This window comes from Bradyrhizobium jicamae (genome assembly GCF_018130215.1).
Classification (GTDB): domain Bacteria; phylum Pseudomonadota; class Alphaproteobacteria; order Rhizobiales; family Xanthobacteraceae; genus Bradyrhizobium; species Bradyrhizobium jicamae_A.
In genome coordinates this window covers 189169-206933 of record NZ_JAFCKQ010000007.1, presented here as the reverse complement: position 1 = coordinate 206933, position 17765 = coordinate 189169, and the positions used below count along the sequence as shown (strand labels likewise).

The following is a 17765-nucleotide window of genomic DNA, read 5'->3' as shown; positions in this document are numbered from 1 at the left end:
GATGTTTTTTGCGAGCTGCCTTGGAACCTTTTCCGCTTTCAGGCTTGAGGAGTAGCGAACCTGGAATACTCGCTTTCAAGGAAGGCTGAGAGGGGCTCCCGGCACGGCGTTTGACTGGTGATGGAGGTCGATTGACGCCTCACCCGGTTCGCCGCGCGTCGTTGCCAAAGACCGGATCGTACAACAGGAGGTTCCAGTGCGTACTCGCCTCATCCACCTGATCAATCCGAAGACCGACTCGTTGACGACACGCCCGATCTATTTCAATCGCGCGCTCTATTCCCCGCTGGCGGGCTTGCTGGCCGTCGCCGCCTGCATCCCGAAAGACCAGTATCAGGTGGTGCTCACGGACGAGAACATCGAGACGATCGACTTCGATCTGAAGGCCGATCTCGTAGGGATCTCCGCGATGACGAGCTACGTCAATCGTGGTTATGAAGTCGCGGATCGGTTCCGCGCCAAGGGCGTACCCGTGGTGATGGGGGGTGTACATCCCAGCTTCATGCCGCGAGAGGCCCTTGAGCACGCGGATGCGGTTGTGGTTGGGGAGGTCGAACTCGTGATCGACAAGCTGCTCGACGATCTGAGTCAGGGGACGATGCGCGGGACCTACAAATCCGAGAAGCTTCATCCGATGGTCGGTTTGCAGATGCCGCGTTACGACCTGCTGAAGAAAAGCCGCTATGTGAACCGAACTTTTGTCCAGACCTCACGCGGCTGCCACCAGGGCTGCACGTTCTGCGCCGAGCCGCTGATGAATGGTCTCAAGTTTCGCTACCGTCCGGTCGATGAAGTCATCCATGAAATGGAGAACTGTGGCGCGCGCACGATCTCGGTGAATGATGCCGACTTCTTTGGTACCCCCGAACGTCCAAAAGAGGTCATGCGGGCGTTGAAGGGACGCGGCATTCAATGGCAGGCCGGCGTCACCTCCAAGCTTGCCAATGATGACAGCATGCTCGAGCTCGCCGCCGAGAGCGGCTGCACAATGCTGAGTATCGGGTTCGAATCCATATCGCGCGAGACGCTGAAGAGCGTCCACAAGCATGTCAACCGCCCCGAGAATTTCCAGGCCCTGGTGGAGAAGGTTCATTCGTATGGAATAATGGTGTTTGGCCTGTTCATGTTCGGGTTTGACGGCGACACCACCTCCGTTTTTGACGATACCGTGAACTTCAACGTCACGGCCGGCTACGACGCCTGTGCCTATTCGGTGCTGACACCTTATCCGGGCACGCTGACCTGGTACGAGATGAAGAAGGCCGGTCGCATCGTCTCGTTCGACTGGACGATGTACGATCAGGGCCACGTGGTGTACCGCCCGGGTGGAATGTCGGCAGACGAGCTTCGTATCGGTCAGAACAGCGCCTATATGGGATTCTATTCGACGCAGTCGATCGCAAGCCGTTTTCCTGTCCGCGGCAAGCGGCATCGCGCGCAATGGATGATCTACAATCTGTTCATGCGCAAGGCGTCTCGAACCGAACACATCGACTCCATCGCGCCGGCGACCGCGGAGCCGAGCCTGGCGCCAATGCCGCCAATTCTCCCCGTCAAGCGCGAATGGCGCGCGGCCGTGCTGGAGGCGGCAGACGGCGCCGGCCCCCACATGATGTGAGCTTCGGCCGGGGTCGTTTTTCGTTGCTGCCTCCAGGCTTTCCGAGCAAGATCACGGCCCTGGGCGAGGGAGGAAATATCGCATGAGCGAGATCTGGCAGATGTCGGCGACTGAAATCGCGCAGCGTATCGCGCGTCGCGAGCTGAGCTCGGCCGAGGTGGTGAATGCGCACCTCGCACGCATCGATGCCGTCAATCCCGCGCTCAATGCGATCACCAATATCCTGGCCGACGAGGCCCGCGCGGAAGCGGGGCAGGCCGACAGGCGGCTGGCGGCTGGCGAGAAGGTCGGACCGCTGCACGGCGTGCCATTTACGGTGAAGGAGAACATCGACATGGCCGGCCTGCCCACCACCTGGGGCGTGCCGGCGCTGGCCCAGGCGGTGGTGCCGATGGATGCACCCGTCGTCGAACGCATGCGTGCTGCCGGCGCGATCCCGATCGGCCGCACCAATCTTCCCGACATGGCACTCCGCGTCCACACCGTGAGTTCGTTGCACGGGTTAACTCGCAATCCCTGGCACCCCGAACGTACTGCCGGCGGGTCCAGCGGCGGCGAAGCGTCCGCGCTCGCCAGCGGCATGAGCCCGATCGGTCTCGGCAATGATATCGGCGGCTCGCTGCGCAACCCCGCCAATGCCTGCGGCATCGCATCCATCCGCCCCTCTGCCGGGCGCGTCCCCGATGCTGGCTTTGTGCCGACGCAGGAGCATCTGCTCGCGGTGCAGTTGATGAACGTGCAGGGCCCGATGGCCCGACGGATCGCCGATGTTCGCCTTGGCCTCCGCGTCCTGATGGGCGCGCATCCGCGCGATCCCTGGTCGATCGACGCGCCGTTCGAGGGCCCGCCGCTGGCACGGCCGCTCCGTGTGACGGTGCTGGCCGAGCCGCCCGGCGGAAGCACGCATCCGGCAGTCGCGACAACTGTGCGCCGCGCGGCGCAAGCGTTGGCCGACGCGGGCTATGTCGTCGAGGAAGCGAGCCCGCCGCGTTACGAGGACGCGATCAGCTGCTGGGCGCGCCTGATCATGGGCGACTTCGCCTCCGTGCTGGAGCCGCTGTCGCAGATGATGGGCGCCGACGCGCTCGCCTTCCTCAACGTCGCCAATCAGGCCGTGCCGCCGCTCGCCGGCGCAGCTGCGTTCTCCAACCTGATGGTCGAGCGCGACGGCGTCGCGCGGGCCTGGTCGACCTTCATGGCCGAGCGGCCGCTCTTGCTGTCGCCGACCTGGACGCAACTGCCCTTCGCGCATGGCTTCGATTCGGCGACACCGGAAGGAACGGCTGCGACCATGGAGATGATGCGCCCGGTGGTCCCTGCCAATTTGATGGGCCTGCCGTCGGCCTGCGTGCCGGCCGGCCGCGACGAGGCGACGGGGCTGCCGATCGGCGTGCTGGTCATGGGCCCTCGCCTCCGAGAGGATTTGTGTCTGGAAGCCGCAGAAGCGATCGAGGCGCGGCTCGGCCTGAAGACGCCGATCGATCCCGTGCGGTGAGCGCAGCCGGGCGATGCCGCCGACCGCGAGCCGTTTTCCTCTTCGCGACAAGCGGCATCGTGCGCAATGGATAATCCACGATCCGTCGTTCGTGAGGCGTCTCGAAACGGACAACCGAGACTGTCGCGGCGCCGGCCCAATCTGAGGTGAGCTTCGGCCCGATCACCACGACGGCCCGCGCATGACCACACGCGGGGCGGCTGGGGTGACCTACTCCAGCCCGATCTGCGTCAGATCCTGGAACCAGTGCTGCGCCTGCACGAAGGTCTTCACCTTCGGCGACAGCGCGTGCGGATTGGTGTCGTGCACCACCCAGACCAGGGCGGCATCGTCGACGATCAGCGCATGCGCCTGCGCCAGCAGTTCGTCCTGCTTTGCGGTGTCGAAGGTCTGCCTGGCCTCGTCGATCAGCGCGTCGACCTTCGGATTCTTGTAGCCGCCCCAGTTGACGCCGACGGGCGCGACCTGGCCCGAATGGAAGAAGCGCACGATGGCGTACAGCGGATCCGATGTCACATAGGCGATGTTGTTGGCGGTGATGCCGGCATTCATCTCGTCCCCCGCGCCCTTGCGCCAGTGCGTATACAGGGTCTCGAGCTCCACCACCTTGAAGTCGACGTCGATGCCGATCTCCTTGAAGCTCTGCTGCAGGAATTCGTTCATCGGCAGCGACAGCATCTGCCCGGTGCCGCCCTGCGCGATGATGAAGGTCGTCTTCAGCGGCTTGTCCCTGGAGTAGCCGGCCTCCTCGACCAGCTTCCTCGCGGCTGCGAGGTCGTATGTCAGTTCGAAGGTCGGCCTGCCGAACCAGGGGCTCGACGGATCGACCTGGCCCTTGGCCGGCTTGGCCAGGCCATTCATCAGGCCGACCACCGCGTCGCGATCGATCGCGAGGTTGAGCGCCTTGCGCAGGCGGATGTCGGTCCAGGGCGAGCCGGGCAGCACGCTCAGATGATAATTCCAGACATGCGGCGTGACGTTGTCGACGATCCTCATGCCGGCGGCTTTCAGCTGCGGCACGGCGTCGGGTGCCGGCGTCTCGATCAGGTCGACCTGTCCCGCCAGCAACGCATTGGTGCGTGTCAGCGCCTCCGGCATCGGGATCAGGATCATCTTGTCGACTTTGGGAATCCGCTTCTTGTCCCAATAGTCCGGATTCCTCGAAAGCTCGGCGAGCTCGCGCGGCACCAGTTTGGTCAGTTTGAACGGGCCGGTGCCGGAGGGCTGGCTGGCGAACTTGTCCCAGTCCTTGCCGAGCTTTTCATACTGCGCGGGGCTCGAGACCAGGAACCAGAGCATCTGGTAGGGGAAGAAGGAGTCGACCGTCTTGGTCGTGATCTCGACAGTGAAGTCGTCGATCTTGGCGTAGCTCGCGACCGAGGGCAGCCGGGTCTTGACCTGCGCGCTCTGCCGCTTGTCGAATTGCGGGGCCTTGTCGTTCAGCACCTTGTCGAGATTCCAGATCACGACGTCGGCGTTGAAGTCGCTGCCGTCGTGGAATTTTACGCCTCTGCGCAAGGTGAAGCGCCACCTGGTCTTGTCGCTGTCGTCGACTTTCCATTCGGTCGCGAGCCCCGGCACCAGCCTGCCCGGCCTGTCGGAGACGTCCATGTCCCAGGCGACCAGCGGGTCGTAGATCGTGTAGGCGGTGAACTGGTAGGCCCCTGCGCCGCGGTCGGGCTGACCCGTCGTCAAGGGAATGTCGGCCATCGATATGCCGTAGCGCACAATGGACTCGGCGCGCGCTGGGATCACCGGCCAGCCCATGGCCAGGCCAAGCGCCATTGCCGCCACCAGAATGAAATTGCGTGCGCGCATAGTGAGGGGCTCCGTAGGCTAAGCTTGGGGCCAAAGCTTGCAAGCATGATGCCAGATTAGGCATCCTCGCTGCGTCCTGTCGCAAAGGGGGAAGAAATGACGCGGCCTGCGGTTATCTGCCGAACAACTATTCCCCTTGGCACAGGCATTGCATACGCTTGCCCAAGAAATAGTCACGCAATAATCACCAAAAAAATCACCTGACGCCGAGAGAGGTTGCCACGATGCGTAACAAGAAGATCAAGGCCGCGGCCGTCATGCTGGCGTGCGCGCTGGCCGCGGGCGCGCCGGCCGCCGCCGGCGCCGAGACCGTGCTGCGCATTGGCATGACGGCAGCCGATATTCCGCGCACGCTCGGCCAGCCCGACCAGGGGTTCGAGGGCAACCGCTTCACCGGCCTCACGATGTATGACGCGCTGACGATGTGGGACCTGTCGTCGGCGGACAAGGCCAGCGTCGTGATCCCGGGCCTCGCCACCGAGTGGAAGGTTGATGACGCCGACAAGACGAAATGGACTTTCAAGCTGCGTCCCGGCGTCACCTTCCACGATGGCTCGCCGTTCAACGCCGATGCCGTGGTCTGGAATGTCGACAAGGTGCTGAAGCAGGATGCGCCGCAGTTCGACCCGAGCCAGGTCGGCGTCACCGCATCGCGCATGCCGACGCTGGTTTCGGCCCGCAAGATCGACGACATGACGGTCGAACTGCTCACCAGGGAGCCGGACAGCTTCCTGCCGATCAACCTCACCAATCTCTTCATGGCGAGCCCGGCAAAGTGGCAGCAGTTCTACGGCAAGGCTGAAGGCGCCGATGCCAAGGCGAGATCGCAGGCCGCCTGGGCGGCTTTCGCCAAGGATGCCTCCGGCACCGGACCGTGGAAGATGTCGAGCTTCACGCCGCGTGAACGCCTCGAACTGGTGAAGAACGACAATTATTGGGACAAGGCGCGCGTGCCGAAGGTCGACAAGATGGTGCTGTTGCCGATGCCGGAGGCCAATGCGCGCACCGCGGCGCTGCTGTCGGGACAGGTCAACTGGATCGAGGCGCCGGCGCCCGATGCACTGCCCGAGATCAAGCAGCGTGGCTTCGTGCTCTATTCCAACGAGGAGCCGCATGTCTGGCCGTGGCAGTTCTCCCGCGTCGAGGGCTCGCCGTGGAACGACATCCGCGTCCGCAAGGCCGCCAATCTCTGCGTCGATCGTGAAGGCCTGCGCGATGGCCTGCTCGCCGGCCTGATGGTGCCGGCCACCGGCACCTTCGAGCCCGGTCATCCCTGGCGCGGCAACCCGACCTTCCAGATCAAATACGACAAGCCGGCCGCGCAGAAGCTGATGCAGGAGGCGGGTTATGGTCCGAACAGGAAGCTGACCGTCAAGGTCCAGACCTCGGCGTCGGGCTCGGGCCAGATGCTGCCGCTGCCGATGAACGAGTATCTGCAGCAGGCCTTGGCCGAGTGCTATTTCGATGTGCAGCTCGACGTCATCGAATGGAACACGCTGTTCACCAACTGGCGGCGCGGGGCGAAGGATCCGTCGGCCAACGGCTCGAACGCGACCAACGTCACCTACGCGGCGATGGATCCGTTCTTCGCGCTGGTGCGCTTCCTGCAGTCGGGGATGGCGCCGCCGGTCTCGAACAATTGGGGTTTCATCAACAATCCGAAGTTCGATGAATTGGTGAAGAAGGCGCGGCAGACCTTCGATCCGGTCGCACGCGATGCCGCGCTCGCCGAATTGCACGCGGCTTCCGTCGACGACGCGGCGTTTCTCTATGTCGCTCACGATGTCGCGCCGCGCGCGATGAGCCCGAAGATCAAGGGCTTCGTCCAGGCGAAGAGCTGGTTCGTCGACTTCTCGCCGGTCACGATCGTGCCTTGAGGCTGTAGCCGCGTCATCAGTGCACCTTCTCCCACAAGGGGGAGGGAGGAAAGAGCGCAACGTGTTTGCCTATATCGCCCGACGGATCGTCTACGTCATTCCGATCGTGATCTGCGTGGCGCTGGTGTGCTTCCTGCTGGTGCACATCACGCCCGGCGATCCGCTGGTCGCGGTACTGCCGGCCGATGCCTCGCAGGAACTCGCTGCGCAATTGCGCTCGGCCTACGGCTTCGATCGTCCGTTGCCGGTGCAGTTCGGGCTGTGGCTGTGGCGCGCGCTGCATGGCGATCTCGGCAGCTCGATCGCGACCGGCCGTCCCGTGCTGACGGAGGTGATGCGCGCGGTCGGCAACACCGTGATGCTGGCGGTCGCGGCTGCGATGATCGGCTTCACGTTCGGTCTGCTGTTCGGCCTGATCGCCGGCTATTTCCGCGATACCTGGGTCGACAAGGTCGCGACGTCGGTTGCCATCGCCGGCGTCTCGCTGCCGCATTATTGGCTGGGCATGGTGCTGGTCATCATCTTCTCGGTGCAGCTCAACTGGCTGCCCGCGGTCGGTGCCGGGCCCGGGGGCTCCGGCGCCTGGGCATGGGACTGGGAGCATCTGCGCTATCTGGTGCTGCCTGCGATCACGACCTCGGTGATCCCGATGGGCATCATCACCCGCACCGTGCGTGCGTTGACCGGCGACATCCTGAGCCAGGATTTCGTCGAGGCCCTGCGCGCCAAGGGACTGCGCGAGACCGCGGTGTTCCGCCACGTCGTCAAGAACGCCGCACCGACGGCGCTCGCGGTGATGGGACTCCAGTTGGGTTACATGCTCGGCGGCTCGATCCTGATCGAGACGGTGTTCTCCTGGCCCGGCTCGGGGCTATTGCTCAACTCGGCGATCTTCCAGCGCGACCTGCCGCTGCTGCAGGGCACGATCCTGGTGCTGGCGCTGTTCTTCGTGCTGCTCAATCTCCTGGTCGACATCGCGCAGGCCGCGATCGATCCGCGCATCAAGCGGAGCTAGGCCATGAGCGCGATGCTCGATTCCGCATTGCAGGCGGCACCCGCGACCAAGGCGCGGGGCTATTGGGCGACCGTTGCCCGACGCATCGTCGGCGACAAGGTCAGCATGGCCTGCGCCATCATCCTGGTGCTGATATTTGCTTCCGCACTGCTCGCACCGTGGCTTGGCCTCGCCGATCCCTACCAGGGCTCGATGATCCGCCGGCTTCGCCACATCGGCACGCCAGGCTATCCGCTCGGCACCGACGAACTCGGCCGCGACATGCTGGCGCGGCTGATCTATGGCGGGCGGCTGTCGCTGATCGTCGGCATCCTGCCTGTCATCTTCGCCTTTGCGATCGGCACCTCGCTCGGCCTGGTCGCCGGCTATGTCGGCGGCAGGATCAACACCGCGATCATGCGCACGGTCGACGTGTTCTACGCCTTCCCCTCGGTGCTGCTTGCGATCGCGATCTCCGGCGCGCTGGGCGCCGGCATCACCAACTCGATCGTGTCGCTCACCATCGTGTTTGTGCCGCAGATCACCCGCGTCGCCGAAAGCGTCACCACGGGCGTGCGCAACATGGACTTCGTCGAGGCGGCGCGCGCTTCCGGCGCAGGTCCCATCACCATCATGCGCGTGCACATGCTCGGCAACGTGCTTGGCGCGATCTTCGTCTACGCCACCGGACTGATCTCGGTGTCGATGATCCTGGCCGCCGGTCTGTCCTTCCTGGGTCTGGGCACAAAGCCGCCGGAGCCGGAATGGGGGCTGATGCTCAACACCCTGCGCACCGCGATCTACGTCAACCCGTGGGTGGCGGCGCTGCCCGGCGCGATGATCTTCGCAGTCTCGATCTGCTTCAATCTCCTCAGCGACGGCATGCGCAGCGCGATGGACATCAGGAACTGAGATGATGACCGAGGCAAATCTCCCGGCCGACATGCTGGAGCCCGTCGCGGACGTCGGCGGCATCGCGCAGCCGCTGCTCCAGGTCAAAGGCCTCACCAAGCACTTCCCGGTCCGTGGCGGGCTTTTCAGCCCGCAAAAGACGGTGCGCGCGGTCGACAACTTATCGTTCGCCGTCATGAAGGGCGAGACCGTCGGCATCGTCGGCGAGTCCGGCTGCGGCAAGTCGACCACGGCGCGGCTGCTGATGCATCTGATGCCGCGCGACGGCGGCGACATCGTCTATGACGGCATGCAGGTCGGCCGATCGCTGTCCTTGCGCGAATTGCGCCGCGGCATGCAGATGGTGTTCCAGGACAGCTACGCCTCGCTGAATCCGCGCCTCACCATCGAGGAATCGATCGCGTTCGGACCGAAGGTTCACGGGATGGCCGACGGCGCTGCCCGCACCCTGGCGCGCGAACTGCTCGGCAAGGTTGGCTTGCGACCCGAAACCTTCGCCAACCGCTATCCGCACGAGATTTCCGGCGGCCAGCGCCAGCGTGTCAACATTGCCCGTGCGCTGGCACTGTCGCCGCGGCTGGTGATCCTCGATGAGGCGGTCTCCGCGCTCGACAAATCGGTCGAGGCGCAGGTGCTCAATCTGCTCGCCGACCTCAAGCGCGAATTCGGCCTGACCTATCTCTTCATCAGCCATGATCTCAACGTCGTCCGCTACATCTCCGACCGCGTGCTGGTGATGTATCTCGGCGAGGTCGTCGAACTCGGCCCGGTCGATGCCGTCTGGGACGCGCCCGCGCATCCCTATACGCGCGCCCTGCTGGCGGCGATGCCCTCATCCGTTCCGGACCGGCGCACCGAGGTGCCGCCGATCTCGGGCGACCCGCCGAATCCGATCGATCCGCCGTCGGGCTGCCGGTTTCACACCCGTTGCCCGTTCGCGGAGCCGGTCTGCGCAAACGACACGCCAAAGCTCGGCGATCTCGATACAATGGGCCATCAGGCGGCGTGCTACATGGCCGTCCCGGGCTCGGGGCACAGCCGTGCGCCGGCAAAGGCAAGAGGAGACGATGCGGCATGACAAGACCCACCCCCAAGGACGTCAAGGCGATGGCGCATGTCGCCGACGTGCCGGCCGACGACGAGGTTGCCAACCGCATCGCGACGTCGATCGGGCCCGCATTCGACGGATTTACGCCGATCTCCGGCACGCTGCCCATGGACCTTGAACCCGCGAGCTTCCTGCTGGCGCAGATCGCACAGAAGCCCGGGAAGGTGTCGAAATGAGCACCGAGCCCGCATTGATGACGCTCGTCGCGGTCGCCAAGGCGATTGCCGAGAAGAAGGTGTCCTCGCGCGAGGTGACGCGCGCGGTGCTGCACCGGATCGCGGAATGGCAGCCGCGTCTCAACGCCTATATGACAATCGAGGCGGAACAGGCGCTCGCCGCCGCCGACGCGGCTGACGCCGATCTCGCCAAGGGAAGCAGCCACGGTGTGTTGCATGGCGTGCCGATGGCGCACAAGGACATGTATTACGAGGCCGGCAAGGTCGTGACCTGCGGCTCGCTGATCCGCCGCGATTTCGTGCCGAAGACGACCGCGACCGCGCTGCAGCGGCTGAAGGATGCCGGGCAGGTCCGGCTGGGCTCGCTGCAGATGGTCGAATTCGCGTTCGGCCCGACCGGCCACAACGTGCATTACGGCGCAGTGCATAATCCCTGGAACGTCGATCACATCACCGGCGGCTCGTCGTCCGGGTCGGGTTCGGCGGTTGCCGCGCGCCTGACCTTTGCTGCGCTCGGCTCCGACACCGGCGGCTCGATCCGGATGCCCGCGCATTTCTGCGGCGTGACCGGTCTCAAGACCACGGTCGGACGCGTCAGCCGCGCCGGCGCGATGCCGCTGTCGCAGTCGCTCGACACCGTCGGTCCGCTGGCGCAGACCGCCGAGGATTGCGCGCTGCTGCTCGGCCTGATGGCAGGCTCCGATCCCGAGGATCTCACGGCCTCGACGCAACCGGTGCCGGACTATCTTGCTGCGACACGCGAGCCGCTGAAGGGGCTGAAGATCGGCGTGCCCACGGCGTTCTATGTCGACGATCTCGATCCCGAGGTCGCGCGCGTCCTCGACGAGACCATCGAGACGCTGAGGAAGGACGGCGCCGAGATCGTCAAGGTCGAGCTGCCGGATCAGCGCCAGCTCAGCGCCGCGTCGCAACTGGTGCTTGCGGCGGAGTCAGCCGCCTTCCACAAGCGCTGGATGATCGAGCGGCCGCAGGATTACGGCGCCCAGGTCCTGATGCGCCTGCAGAACGGCCTCGCCATTCCGGCGGTCACTTATCTGGAGACGATGCGCTGGCGCGGGCCGGCGCTTGCCGCGCACAATGCTGCCGTCAGCGGTATCGATGCGGTCATCGCACCGGTCGGGCCGATCCCGGCGCCGACCATTGCCGAGAGCGACGTCGGCAACGGCCCGGGCGCCGAGGCCGTGATCCAGCGGCTGACGCGGTTCACCCGCCCGGTCAACTATCTTGGCCTGCCTTCGCTCGCGATCCCCTCCGGCTTCACCAGGACGGGCCTGCCGGTCGGCATGCAGCTGATCGGCCGCGCCTTTGAAGAGGCCGTACTGCTCCGGATCGGCGCCGCCTTCCAGCGTGTGACCGACTTCCATGCCCGGATGCCGACGTCAGCATGACCAACCTCGTCGAGATCAGCAACCTCACCATCCGCTTCACCGGCGATCGCACGATTCATGCCGTGAACGATCTCAGCCTGTCGCTCGGCGAAGGCGAGGTGTTGGGGTTGCTCGGCGAGTCCGGCTCCGGCAAGAGCGTGACGCTGCGGGCGTTGATGCGGCTGCTGCCGAAGAAACGGGCGCAGATCTCCGGCAGCATCGCAGTGCTGGGCCAGGAGGTGCTGGCGATGGACGACGAGACGCTGTCGGCCTTCCGCGGCCAGACGGTCTCGATGATCTTCCAGGAGCCGGCGCTGGCGCTCGATCCGGTCTACACCATCGGCCGGCAGATCGCCGAAACCGTGATGCGGCACGAGGGCAAGAGCGAGCGCGAAGCTGTCGCGCGTGCGCTCGAGATGCTCGAGGTGGTCCGGATTCCCTCGGCGAAGCGTCGGCTCGACTCCTATCCGCACGAGATGTCGGGTGGCATGCGGCAGCGCGCGATGATCGCGCTGGCGCTAGCCTGCAAGCCGAAGATCCTGCTCGCGGACGAGCCGACCACGGCGCTCGACGCCACCGTGCAGATCCAGATCCTGCTGCTGCTGCGCGAGTTGCAGCGCGAGTTCGGCATGTCCGTCATCTTCGTCACCCACGACATCGGCGTCGCGATCGAGATCTGCGACCGCGTCGCGGTGATGTATGCCGGCCAGATCGTGGAGCGGGGTGCTCTTCGCGACATCGTGCGCACGCCGGTCCATCCCTACGCCAAGGGGTTATTGGCCTCGACCATTCACGGCGCCAGGCGCGGCGAGCGGCTGGGGACGATCCCGGGCACGCCGCCCTCGCTCGATCGCGCACCGTCCAGTTGCTCCTTTGCGCCGCGCTGCGGCCTCGCCCAGCCGCGCTGCAGCGAAGGGTTGCCGGCCAGCGTCGAGATCGCGCCCGGCCATCTCGCGCGCTGCGTGCTGGCCGGGCCGGCGATGGCAGCAAGCTAGCGCTTGCGTCAGATTCCAGTCGTCACCTCGCGGAAATAACGCTAGGTTCCGGGCGGCGCGCAGCATGGCGCGCAGGGACTGGGGGCGTCCATGTATCTGTCGGGTCAAGGCATCATCGTCATTCTGTTTGTCGGCCTCGCCGCGGGCTGGCTCGCCGGCAAGATCGTGCGCGGTGCGGGTCTCGGCATCGTCGGCGACATCGTGGTCGGCATCGCCGGCGCGTTCATTTCCACGCTGATCTTCCCGCGGCTCGGCTTCCATCTCGGCGGCGGCCTGGTGTCCGAGATCATCTATTCCGCGATCGGCGCGATCATCCTGCTGCTGATCGTTCGGCTGGTGCGAAGGTAGTCAGCCCGCGCGGGCGACGGCGTCCGCGATCCAGCGTCGGACAGCTGATATCCGCCGGTCCCGTGCCTGCTCGGTACGGGAAATCAGGTAGATCGTCTCGACCTGCGCGGCCTCGAACGCGAAGGGCGCGACCAGCCTTTTGCCGAAGCCCGGCCGCAGCTTGATGAGCGGCGCCATCCCCAGCGCGACCCCGAGCCCGTGCTCGGCGGCCTCAAGCATCGCCGGCACGCTGTCGAGCCACAAATGCCCGCGCGGCGCCAGATGCGGTAGCCCGGCCTCCTTGAGCCAAACGGGCCAGGTCCGTGGCTGGCCGGTGACATGGATCAGCACCTCGCGGGCCAGGTCCGTGGGTGTTCGCAAGCCGCCCTTGACGAGTGCCGGCGCGCAGACCGGCAGGCTCCTGACCTCGATCAGCGGCTCGATCTTCAGCCCCGCCGCATGCTCCCGTCCGTAGCGGATCGCGATGTCGACGCGCGAGGCGTTGAAATCGGCATATTGATGGGTGGCTTCGATCCGCAGCGTCAATTGCGGATGCCGCCGCTTGAACTCCGGCAGTGCCGGCAGCAGCACGGTGCTGGTGAAGAACGGCAGCGAGCTGATCCACAGTTCGCCGCTGGTCTCGCGGCGCTGCTGCAGCATGTCGCGGCTCGCCTCCTGCAAGGTCGCCAGCCCCGCCGACACTTTTGCAAGATAGCGCTCGCCCTCGGCGGTCAGGCGCACCGAGCGCGCGCCGCGCACGAACAGTTTGGTGCCAAACTGCTCTTCCAGCCCGCGGATCTGATGGCTGATCGCGGAAGGGCTCAGTGCCAGGTCGCGCGCGGCCCGGCGAAAGCTCAATAGCGTCGCCGCGCGCTCGAAAGCGAGCAGTGCCGTCAACGGCGGAATCAGCCGGGAGTCAGGTCCGCCCGATAGATGAATCTGGTTCACCTGAAGTGACGAATTGCCTTTTGTCATGGCCATTATTCCTGGCTCAGATTGCCGGATTGCTCAATGTTTCTCATCTCACGGACCGCCCCTGTTGGCCATCTTCGAACCGCTTGATACGCCGCATCATTGGAGACCTTCCGCCCTTGCGGCGGGGCCATTCGCCGGCCTGCAGGGCGGGGCGGTCGCGAGTCTCTTGACCGCGGAGGTCGAGGCGCTGGCCGGCGCGCGCAACTGGGGAACGGCGATCTCGGCCGCAGCCTGCTTCCTGCGGCCGACGCCGATGGCGGAGTTGCGCACCGAGCTTGCCGTCGTGACCGAAGGTGGCCGCGTCAGCGTCGTCGACAACACGTTGTGGCCGGTCGGCGATGCGCAGCCCTGCGCCACGGTCCGGATCACCATGTCACGCGAACGCGCGGTCGAGGTTCCAGGTTTTCGTGGCTATGCGGCCGATTCTGTCGATCCCTCCGCGTTTCCGCAGCATCGCCCGCACGCAATCCAAGGCCGCAGCTGGTTCATGGACGCGATGGAGGCTCGCGCCGGCGGCGATGCCGCCTGGTTCCGCATGCTTCACAGCGTGATCCCGGGCGCCGGTCCGCTCGCGCAGGTGCTCGGTCCCGCCGACTGGACCCATGGCATCGGCCGGCCTGTCCAGGATGTCGTCGCGGACCCCAATCCCAATCTGGCGGTCCAGTTGTTCAGGCCGCCACGTGGCGAATGGGTCGGCATCCGGGCCGAGACCCGCTGGCGTCCGGAGAGCGGGCTCGGCGTCGGCAGCGGTGTGCTGCTCGACCGGCATGGCGAGATCGGCCGGGTCTCGATGTCGGTCATTCTCGTGCCCTTTTCCCCGGCCCGGATCGGTTCGGCGGCAAGCTAGCCATTTTCCTTCAACTCCCCGTGCCATCTCGAAATCGAGCCGCGAACCCGGCCCCGGGTTAACGCGACTTAAATGAACGAAAGCCACAAATGGACGATGGTCGCGAACATCGGTAAAACGTGACCATTACCGATCCCGATTTGCAGAGATCCAATTTAATGGCAGTCGCTCCCGCCGTCCGGCGTTCCGAACTGGGTGAGGCGCTGCGAGCGTGTCGCAGTGCCTTCATCGGCGTCGGTCTCATGAGTTGCATGATCAACCTGCTCTATTTGACAGGTTCGATGTTCATGCTGCAGGTCTACGACCGGGTGCTGCCGAGCCGCAGTGTTCCGACCTTGGTCGGCCTCGTGGTGATCGCCGCCGGCCTCTACATGGCCCAGGGCGTGCTCGATCTGCTGCGCGGCCGGATCCTCGGCCGCGTTGGAACTTCGCTCGACGAAGCCCTCAATGCGCGGGTGTTCGACACTGTCGTGCGGATGCCCCTGATGATGGGTAATCGCACCGAGGGTCTGCTGCCGCTGCGCGACCTCGACAATGTCCGCTCTTTCCTCGGCAGCATGGGACCGGGCGCGTTCTTCGACCTGCCCTGGCTGCCGTTCTACATGGCGATCTGCTTTGCGTTCCACTGGCTGCTCGGCGTCACCGCGCTGGTCGGCGCCGTCATCCTGGTGACGCTGACGCTGATCACCGAATACATGTCGCGCAGTCCGGCGAAGGAGGCGATGACGCTCGCGGCGCGGCGCAACGATCTCGCCGCCTCCAGCCGCCGTAACGCCGAGGTGCTCGTCGCGATGGGCATGGCCGGGCGGATGAACAAGCGCTGGAACGAGGCAAACGAGGATTATCTGGCCGGCAACCAGCGTGCCAGCGACGTTACCGGCGGGTTGGGTGCCGTCGCCAAGGTGCTGCGCATGATGCTGCAATCCTCGGTGCTCGCTGTCGGCGCCTATCTCGTGATCCACCAGGAAGCGACCGGCGGCATCATCATCGCCGGCTCGATCCTGAGCGCGCGGGCGCTGGCGCCGGTCGATCTTGCGATCGCGCATTGGAAGGGGTTCGTCGCCGCGCGCCAGAGCTGGCAGCGGCTCAATCGTCTCCTGCAGCAGATGCCGGCGCGGCCCGAGCAGACCCTGTTGCAGCCGCCGACCAGGAGGCTGTCGGTCGAGGGCGTGAGCATGGTCGCGCCGGGCGACCAGCGTTTGATCGTGCAGGACATCAGCTTCGCGGTCGAGGCCGGCACGGGTCTCGGCGTGATCGGTCCGAGCGGCTCCGGCAAGTCGTCGCTGATCCGTGCGCTGGTCGGTGTCTGGACGCCGGCACGCGGCAAGGTGCGGCTCGACGGTGCGGCGCTGGACCAATGGTCGTCGGATGTGCTGGGACGCTATGTCGGCTACCTGCCGCAGGACGTCGAGCTGTTCAACGGCTCGGTGGCGCAGAACATCAGCCGTTTTGACCCCGAAGCCAAATCCGAGGGTATCATCGCCGCCGCCAAGGAAGCCGGCGTGCATGAGATGATCATCAAGATGCGCGAGGGCTACGACACCCAGGTCGGCGAGCAGGGCTCCGCGCTCTCCGCCGGCCAGGCGCAGCGCGTGGCGCTGGCTCGCGCGCTCTACGGCAATCCGTTCCTGATCGTGCTCGACGAGCCGAACTCCAATCTCGACAGCGATGGCGACGAGGCGCTGACCCGTGCGGTGCGTGCCGCGCGCGAACGCGGCGCGATCGTCGTCGTGGTCGCGCACCGGCCGGTCGGCATCGAGGGCGTCGATCAGCTCCTGGTGCTGAAGGAGGGCCGCATGCAGACCTTCGGTCCGAAGGAGACCGTGCTCGGCCAGGTATTGCAGCGGGTCGCGCCGCCGACCCCGATCAAGATCGTCGCCGATGCGGGGGCAGCCAAGTCATGATCGACAAGCCGCGCAGCGCCCAGCGCTCGATCAAGAAGCATCTGATCGTCGGCCTTGCCGTCGTGCTGGTTCTCGGCGGCGGCGTCGGCGGCTGGGCTTCCACCGTGCCGATCTCGGGCGCGCTGATCGCGCCCGGCCAGGTGGTGGTCGATTCCAACGTCAAGAAGGTGCAGCATCCGACCGGCGGCGTGGTCGGCGAGATCCTGGTGCACGACGGCGACACGGTTAAGGCCGGCGACGTCGTGGTGCGTCTCGACGAGACGGTGGTCAAGGCGAGCCTTGCGATCGTGGTCAAGACGTTGAACGGACTTTACGCCCGCTCGGCCCGGCTCGAGGCCGAGCAGCAGGGCCGCAACAAGATCGCATTTCCGCCGCAGCTCACCGATCAGGCCGCCAGCGATCCCGACGTGCGCGATATCATCGCCAGCGAAACCAAGCTGTTCGAGGTCCGCGTCAACGGCCGGGTCGGTCAGAAGGCGCAGCTGCGCGAACGCGTCACCCAGCTCAACGAGGAGATCTCGGGCCTCGAGGCGCAGGAAGCGGCCAAGGACAAGGAGATCGCGCTGGTGCAGCAGGAACTGGTCGGCGTCCAGCAGCTCTACGAGCAGCATCTGGTGCAGCTCACGCGCCTGACCACGCTGGAACGCGACGCGGCGCGGCTCGCCGGCGAACGCGCGCAATACATCTCGCAGCGCGCCCAGGCCAAGGGCAAGATCACCGAGACCGAGCTTCAGATCATCCAGGTCGACAAGGATATGCTGGCTGAGGTCTCCAAGGACCTCCGCGAGACCAACGACAAGATCGGCGAGTTCGTCGAGCGCAAGGTCACCGCCGAAGACCAGCTCCGCCGCGTCGACATCCGCGCGCCGCAGGACGGCGTCGTGCTGCAATCGACGGTGCATACGGTCGGCGGCGTCATCACCGCGGGCGATGCCATCATGATGATCGTGCCGAAGACCGACGCGCTGTCGGTCGAGGCCAAGGTCAATCCGCAGGACATCGACAAGCTGCAGATCGGACAGAAGACGCTGCTGCGGCTCTCCGCTTTCAACCAGCGCACCACGCCCGAGCTGAACGGCGTCGTCACCCGCGTCTCCGCCGACACCACCACTGATCAGCGCACCGGGCAGAGCTACTACACCATCCGCGTCTCGATGCCGCCGGAAGAGGTCGCCCGCCTCGGCAGCGAGGTGAAGATCATCCCGGGCATGCCGGTGGAAGCCTTCGTCCAGACCGGCGATCGCACCATGCTGTCCTACCTGATGAAGCCGCTGAGCGACCAGTTCATGCGCTCATTCCGCGAGAAGTGAGAGTTTCTCACTCTTCGTGGC

15 protein-coding genes are annotated in these 17765 nt (G+C 65.6%); 13 read left to right on the top strand and 2 right to left on the bottom strand.

The window, feature by feature from the left end:
- Window positions 1–295 precede the first annotated feature (295 nt).
- Window positions 296–1618, top strand: a complete 1323-nt coding sequence (locus tag JQ586_RS12000) for a B12-binding domain-containing radical SAM protein (protein WP_249147487.1) — start codon at window positions 296–298, stop codon at window positions 1616–1618.
- 82 nt (window positions 1619–1700) lie between these two features.
- Complete coding sequence (locus JQ586_RS11995; protein ID WP_212394761.1) at window positions 1701–3113, top strand: amidase; 1413 nt, start codon at window positions 1701–1703, stop codon at window positions 3111–3113.
- Window positions 3114–3323: 210 nt separating this feature from the next.
- Here JQ586_RS11995 and JQ586_RS11990 read toward each other — a convergent pair whose 3' ends face one another.
- Window positions 3324–4898 (bottom strand): ABC transporter substrate-binding protein, encoded by a 1575-nt coding sequence (locus tag JQ586_RS11990; protein ID WP_409410976.1) that lies wholly within the window; start codon window positions 4896–4898, stop codon window positions 3324–3326.
- A gap of 290 nt (window positions 4899–5188) precedes the next feature.
- Between JQ586_RS11990 and JQ586_RS11985 the strand changes: the two genes are divergently transcribed.
- From JQ586_RS11985 to JQ586_RS11950, 8 genes are all read left to right on the top strand, one after another.
- Window positions 5189–6808, top strand: a complete 1620-nt coding sequence (locus JQ586_RS11985; protein ID WP_249147503.1) for an ABC transporter substrate-binding protein — start codon at window positions 5189–5191, stop codon at window positions 6806–6808.
- Window positions 6809–6869: 61 nt separating this feature from the next.
- Window positions 6870–7823: an ABC transporter permease gene (locus JQ586_RS11980; protein ID WP_212394758.1), complete on the top strand. Its 954-nt coding sequence runs from the start codon at window positions 6870–6872 to the stop codon at window positions 7821–7823.
- Window positions 7824–7826: 3 nt separating this feature from the next.
- Window positions 7827–8714 (top strand): ABC transporter permease, encoded by an 888-nt coding sequence (locus JQ586_RS11975; protein WP_212394757.1) that lies wholly within the window; start codon window positions 7827–7829, stop codon window positions 8712–8714.
- Between the two features lie 4 nt (window positions 8715–8718).
- Window positions 8719–9792 (top strand): ABC transporter ATP-binding protein, encoded by a 1074-nt coding sequence (locus tag JQ586_RS11970; RefSeq protein ID WP_212394756.1) that lies wholly within the window; start codon window positions 8719–8721, stop codon window positions 9790–9792.
- A complete protein-coding gene (locus JQ586_RS11965) occupies window positions 9789–9998 on the top strand; it encodes a hypothetical protein (protein WP_212394755.1) in 210 nt (69 codons plus the stop codon). Before JQ586_RS11970 ends, JQ586_RS11965 begins: the two co-directional genes overlap by 4 nt.
- On the top strand, window positions 9995–11407 hold the full coding sequence (locus JQ586_RS11960) for an amidase (protein ID WP_212394754.1): 1413 nt from the start codon (window positions 9995–9997) through the stop codon (window positions 11405–11407). Before JQ586_RS11965 ends, JQ586_RS11960 begins: the two co-directional genes overlap by 4 nt.
- Window positions 11404–12381 (top strand): ABC transporter ATP-binding protein, encoded by a 978-nt coding sequence (locus JQ586_RS11955; RefSeq protein ID WP_212394753.1) that lies wholly within the window; start codon window positions 11404–11406, stop codon window positions 12379–12381. The genes JQ586_RS11960 and JQ586_RS11955 overlap by 4 nt, the downstream gene beginning before the upstream one ends.
- Window positions 12382–12471: 90 nt before the next feature.
- Window positions 12472–12729, top strand: a complete 258-nt coding sequence (locus JQ586_RS11950; protein WP_212394752.1) for a GlsB/YeaQ/YmgE family stress response membrane protein — start codon at window positions 12472–12474, stop codon at window positions 12727–12729.
- Here JQ586_RS11950 and JQ586_RS11945 read toward each other — a convergent pair whose 3' ends face one another.
- Entirely contained in the window at window positions 12730–13683 is a 954-nt protein-coding gene (locus tag JQ586_RS11945) for a LysR substrate-binding domain-containing protein (RefSeq protein ID WP_212394751.1), read from the bottom strand.
- A 64-nt stretch (window positions 13684–13747) separates the two neighbouring features.
- On the opposite strand from JQ586_RS11945, the gene JQ586_RS11940 reads away from it, so the two are divergent.
- From JQ586_RS11940 to JQ586_RS11930, 3 genes are all read left to right on the top strand, one after another.
- Entirely contained in the window at window positions 13748–14530 is a 783-nt protein-coding gene (locus tag JQ586_RS11940; protein WP_212394750.1) for an acyl-CoA thioesterase domain-containing protein, read from the top strand.
- A gap of 158 nt (window positions 14531–14688) precedes the next feature.
- The gene (locus JQ586_RS11935) at window positions 14689–16434 is read left to right on the top strand and encodes a type I secretion system permease/ATPase (protein ID WP_212394749.1); all 1746 of its coding nucleotides are present in this window, start codon (window positions 14689–14691) and stop codon (window positions 16432–16434) included.
- Entirely contained in the window at window positions 16431–17744 is a 1314-nt protein-coding gene (locus tag JQ586_RS11930; RefSeq protein WP_212394748.1) for an HlyD family type I secretion periplasmic adaptor subunit, read from the top strand. Before JQ586_RS11935 ends, JQ586_RS11930 begins: the two co-directional genes overlap by 4 nt.
- Window positions 17745–17765: the final 21 nt, after the last annotated feature.

What these genes read in the sequence shown, in the direction of transcription:
- JQ586_RS11995 (WP_212394761.1), top strand. Translation starts at nt 1,701, where the DNA reads ATGAGCGAGATCTGGCAGATGTCGGCGACTGAAATCGCGCAGCGTATC.
- JQ586_RS11985 (WP_249147503.1), top strand. Translation starts at nt 5,189, where the DNA reads ATGCTGGCGTGCGCGCTGGCCGCGGGCGCGCCGGCCGCCGCCGGCGCC.
- JQ586_RS11955 (WP_212394753.1), top strand. Translation starts at nt 11,404, where the DNA reads ATGACCAACCTCGTCGAGATCAGCAACCTCACCATCCGCTTCACCGGC.
- JQ586_RS11945 (WP_212394751.1), bottom strand. Translation starts at nt 13,683, where the DNA reads ATGACAAAAGGCAATTCGTCACTTCAGGTGAACCAGATTCATCTATCG.
- JQ586_RS11935 (WP_212394749.1), top strand. Translation starts at nt 14,689, where the DNA reads ATGGCAGTCGCTCCCGCCGTCCGGCGTTCCGAACTGGGTGAGGCGCTG.
- JQ586_RS11970 (WP_212394756.1), top strand. Translation starts at nt 8,719, where the DNA reads ATGACCGAGGCAAATCTCCCGGCCGACATGCTGGAGCCCGTCGCGGAC.
- JQ586_RS11930 (WP_212394748.1), top strand. Translation starts at nt 16,431, where the DNA reads ATGATCGACAAGCCGCGCAGCGCCCAGCGCTCGATCAAGAAGCATCTG.
- JQ586_RS11990 (WP_409410976.1), bottom strand. Translation starts at nt 4,898, where the DNA reads ATGGCGCTTGGCCTGGCCATGGGCTGGCCGGTGATCCCAGCGCGCGCC.
- JQ586_RS11960 (WP_212394754.1), top strand. Translation starts at nt 9,995, where the DNA reads ATGAGCACCGAGCCCGCATTGATGACGCTCGTCGCGGTCGCCAAGGCG.
- JQ586_RS11950 (WP_212394752.1), top strand. Translation starts at nt 12,472, where the DNA reads ATGTATCTGTCGGGTCAAGGCATCATCGTCATTCTGTTTGTCGGCCTC.
- JQ586_RS11965 (WP_212394755.1), top strand. Translation starts at nt 9,789, where the DNA reads ATGACAAGACCCACCCCCAAGGACGTCAAGGCGATGGCGCATGTCGCC.
- JQ586_RS11975 (WP_212394757.1), top strand. Translation starts at nt 7,827, where the DNA reads ATGAGCGCGATGCTCGATTCCGCATTGCAGGCGGCACCCGCGACCAAG.